Genomic DNA, 3,749 nt, shown 5'->3' with positions numbered 1-3,749 from the left:
GCGATGCGGTGCCGCGGTGGCCTCGAACGCCGCGGCTGCGCGCCCGACCCCATCGCGGCGGGACGCCGCTCCCACGAGGTCGCTGCGCGACTTTCACGGTAAAGCCCCGACCTCCAGTTTTCTTGCGGGCGGAACGACGATCAAGGTGTACCCCGGACCCTTGCGGACCGCATGGCAACGGTCATTTGCGCGGTTGACTCGACTCCGTCGCCCGACGCTCGATCAAGGCGCGGGTCTCCTCCGTCAGTTCGCCGGTCGCCGGCAGACCACCCTGGTCCTGGATCTGCCGCAACAGGATGCGGCAGGCTTCGCTTTGCAGATCCTGCGTCTTGTCGCAGGGATAGGCCCGCGCCCGCTGCGCCTGACGCTCCTGCTCCTGAACGGCCTGCGCGGCCCGCTGCTCAGCGTCGGCCCGCTCGCGGGCCTTCAGGGCAGTCACCGCCGCCGTGAGCGCGGCCCGTGTCTCAGCGGTGACATCACCGCTCGCCTCCAGACCCGCCGCCTCCTGGAATGCAGCGAGGGCGCGGCGCGCCGGCTCCCAGAACCCGTCGAGCGGCTGACCGCTGTCAAGTGCGCCGGTTTGCTTCGGTACGACACGCCAGGACGCGCCTGGAACCCATGGGTCGTAACCCAGCCGAACGAGTTGGATCGCGATCTCGCGCCGATCATCGGCGGTGAGGTCGAGCGGAGCCCCGGCGCGCTCGGGGTGCGCCTGCGGCAAGCCAGCAGCCGGGATCGGCGCCGTGGCGGGCGAAGCAGACGGGGCCGTCGCGGGAACCGCGGCCTGCGCAGGCTCCGGCGTCGGATGCATCAGTCCCACCCCGGACTGCTCCTGCCGCTGGACCTCGGCAAGCCGCCGCCCGGAGGTGTAGATCGGCACCGCCGCAACCACCCGGAACCCGGTATCGCTGGTCTTGTTGAGCAGCGGCACCTCACGGCGCAAGGTCACTGCCAGTTCGGCCGGTTCAGAGTAGAAACTGCCGCCGCGCACCACGTAGCCGCCGATCTCGCCGGAAGCGCCATCGATCCGATACAGGTCGAGCATGATCTCCTCGACATTGCCCAGCATGTCGTGCAGCCCGAGCGGATTGGCGCGCGGGCCGCCGATCGCCGCCGCGGCGCTGCCGCCTTCCCGCTTGCCGATCACACCAAGCGCCAGACCCTTGGGCATGGGATAGACAGACGCGGCAAAGTCGGCGGCGCTAACCGCCAGGCCGCCGCGGGCAGCGAAGGTCCATTCGTCCTCGCCGGGCAACCGCACGGTGGCGGCGACGCCATCGACGCGGGGCAGACAGGGACCGCGGCCGTCGCTGCAATCGGGCAGGCTGCTCTGTTGATCGGCCAACCACTGAGAGAGATCAAGCCCAAAGCCCTCCGCATCGCGGCGGTTGACGTCGACCTGCGGCAGGGCGGACTGCGCATCCGGGCGGGGACAGGCCGACCGCCTGGCCGCCGCGTTCACCGTTTGATATTGCAGCCGGGTCACCTCGTATTTGCCGATCAGCAGGTGGCCGGTGCCGGTCCGGTGGGGATCGAAGCGGCCCGCGACCCGATAGAGCCGCTGCACGTCCGGGGGCAAGCCAGCGGCGTCCGCGGGCGGCACCCCGGTCGCGACCGGGCGAAAGACCATGGCACCACCGCAGGGCAACGGCAGGATCACATCGTCCGGCAACGGGTTGGGGTTGTAGTGCCCTGCCGGCCAGGCGATGACCGGGGTCGGCGCGGCGCGCGGGGGCGCCGACTGGAACAACAGACAAATCGCGGCTAACCCGAGGCGCGGCCAAGGACCGGACCCATGCGCTCGTCCGGTGATCGAGCCCGCCTTGCCCGACTGCCGCCGGACCACGCGGGGCGCGGCGCGCAGGCCAGTCCGGAGTATCTTGAAAGTCTCGTCCATGGCCATGTCCCGGTCCGCGGCGACGCGCGGTCTGGTCGCATCTGGAGTGTCGAATTATGCCACGGGGCGAGCAACCGCGAACGTCGACGACTGCCCGTGACCATGATCGAGGTCGCGGCCGCAGTCCAAGGGTAGAATGCCTCACCCCTGAATGATGGCGGAGAATTCCTGATATGCATGACCAACCCGGTATGCGCCGTGCGGCCCTGGCCGCCTGCCTGTCACTGACGGGTATCCTGGGTGCGCAAGGGCAGGAGGCACCAGCAAAGGCGGACCCGTCAGTGGTCATGACCGACACCGGCGCGGTGGCTGGGACCATCGGCGCCGGGGTGCGGGAACACAAGGGTATCCCTTTCGCGGCGCCCCCGGTGGACAAACTGCGCTGGGCGCCGCCGCGGCCGGCCGCGCCCTGGTCCGGCGTACTCGACGCCACGCGCTATCGCGGCCTCTGCCCCCAGACGGCGCGTTATGGCATTCCCGAAGCGAGTGTCGATGAGGACTGCCTCTATCTCAATGTCACGACGCCGGCGCCGGGCGGCCAGATCCCGCAGGGCAAGCGGCCGGTGATCCTGTGGATTCACGGCGGCGCCTTCGTCGGCGGGTCCAGCGGCCTCTACGACCTCAGCGCCCTGGCCAAGGCGGGTGACGCGGTGGTGGTGTCGATGAACTACCGCCTCGGGGTCTTGGGCTTCATGCCGCACCCGGCCTTCGATCCCGACACCAACGGGGCCTACGGGCTCCAGGACCAGCGCGCCGCGTTGCGCTGGGTGCAGCGCAATATCGCGGCCTTCGGGGGCGATCCGGACAACGTCACCATCGCCGGCGAATCCGCGGGCGCCTCCGGCGTCTGCATGCACCTGCTGGCACCGGAGCAGACCCAGGGGCTTTTCCACAAAGCGATCATCCAGAGCGGCGGCTGCACGCACCGGCTGCGCCGGGTCGATGCGGTGGCGCAGACCATCGGCCAGCGCGTGGCGGAGATCGTCGGCTGCACCGGCGCGGACGCGCTCGCCTGCCTGCGCAATGCGCCGGTGGCAGACCTGCTCGCGGCCGGGAGCGCGGCGGCCGGCAGCGACCTGCTCGCCTTCGCCCCCGTCTACGGGACGCCCTCACAGCCGCTGCAAGGCGACGAGGCCCTGGCCACCGGCCGCTTCGTGCGGGTGCCGCTGATCCAGGGCGGCAACACCCAGGAGCAGCGCCTCTATGTCGCCTATGAGCTGCTGGCCGGGCAATTGACGACTCGCGACAATTTCAGCGTCCGGCTGGCGCAAGCCTATGACGACCAGAGCGCGCGCGTGGCGGCCGAATATCCACTGGACAACGGTCTGTCCGCGGCGTCCCAACTCGGGTCCATCAAATCAGACTTCAATCCGCGTGTTGGCCTGAACAACTGCATTTACCTGCGCACGGCCCAGCTTGCTTCCAAATACGTCCCGGTCTACGAGTACGAATTCGCCGATCCCAACCCGCCCGACGTGGTAACCAACCCCGGGATCGCGATGGGTGCGGTGCATTCTGCGGAGTTGCCGTACCAGTTTCCGGGCTTCTCCAATACCATGAAACGCGACGGTGCTCCGCTCACGCAGTCGCAGCAGGCGCTCGCCGCGCAGATGATGGCCTATTGGACCAGCTTTGCCCGGACCGGTACCCCGATGGCCTTTGGTGCCCCGCGGTGGCTGCCCTTTGCCGGCCCCGACGCCGTGTTGCGGCTGGAGCCCGATAAGACCGCCTGGTTCGACGCGGATCAGGCACACCGGTGCGGCTTCTGGCGGGCGCTCTATCCCGACCTGCTCGACCAGACTTACGCGTTGCAGGGCAATTGAGCGCCGCTTGGCCTTGATCATAATTCCGG

The 3,749-nt window shown here is 69.3% G+C and carries 2 protein-coding genes; one reads left to right on the top strand and one right to left on the bottom strand.

Annotated features, from left to right (window positions below; all coding sequences use genetic code 11):
- Positions 1-181: 181 nt before the first annotated feature.
- Positions 182-1,897 carry an SUMF1/EgtB/PvdO family nonheme iron enzyme gene (locus QZY03_RS25110; protein WP_295585685.1) on the bottom strand — a complete coding sequence of 572 codons (1,716 nt, stop codon included), beginning with the start codon at positions 1,895-1,897 and terminating at the stop codon, positions 182-184.
- A gap of 173 nt (positions 1,898-2,070) precedes the next feature.
- Between QZY03_RS25110 and QZY03_RS25105 the strand changes: the two genes are divergently transcribed.
- Positions 2,071-3,720 carry a carboxylesterase family protein gene (locus QZY03_RS25105; protein ID WP_295585683.1) on the top strand — a complete coding sequence of 550 codons (1,650 nt, stop codon included), beginning with the start codon at positions 2,071-2,073 and terminating at the stop codon, positions 3,718-3,720.
- Positions 3,721-3,749 lie beyond the last annotated feature (29 nt).

It is taken from the genome of uncultured Lamprocystis sp. (assembly GCF_903933125.1).
Classification (GTDB): Bacteria; Pseudomonadota; Gammaproteobacteria; order Chromatiales; family Chromatiaceae; genus Thiodictyon.
This window is presented reverse-complemented; position numbering and strand designations above follow the sequence as displayed.

Bases quoted from the DNA above. Each gene is read 5' to 3' on its own strand.
- QZY03_RS25110 (WP_295585685.1), bottom strand. From the start codon at position 1,897: ATGGACGAGACTTTCAAGATACTCCGGACTGGCCTGCGCGCCGCGCCC.
- QZY03_RS25105 (WP_295585683.1), top strand. From the start codon at position 2,071: ATGCATGACCAACCCGGTATGCGCCGTGCGGCCCTGGCCGCCTGCCTG.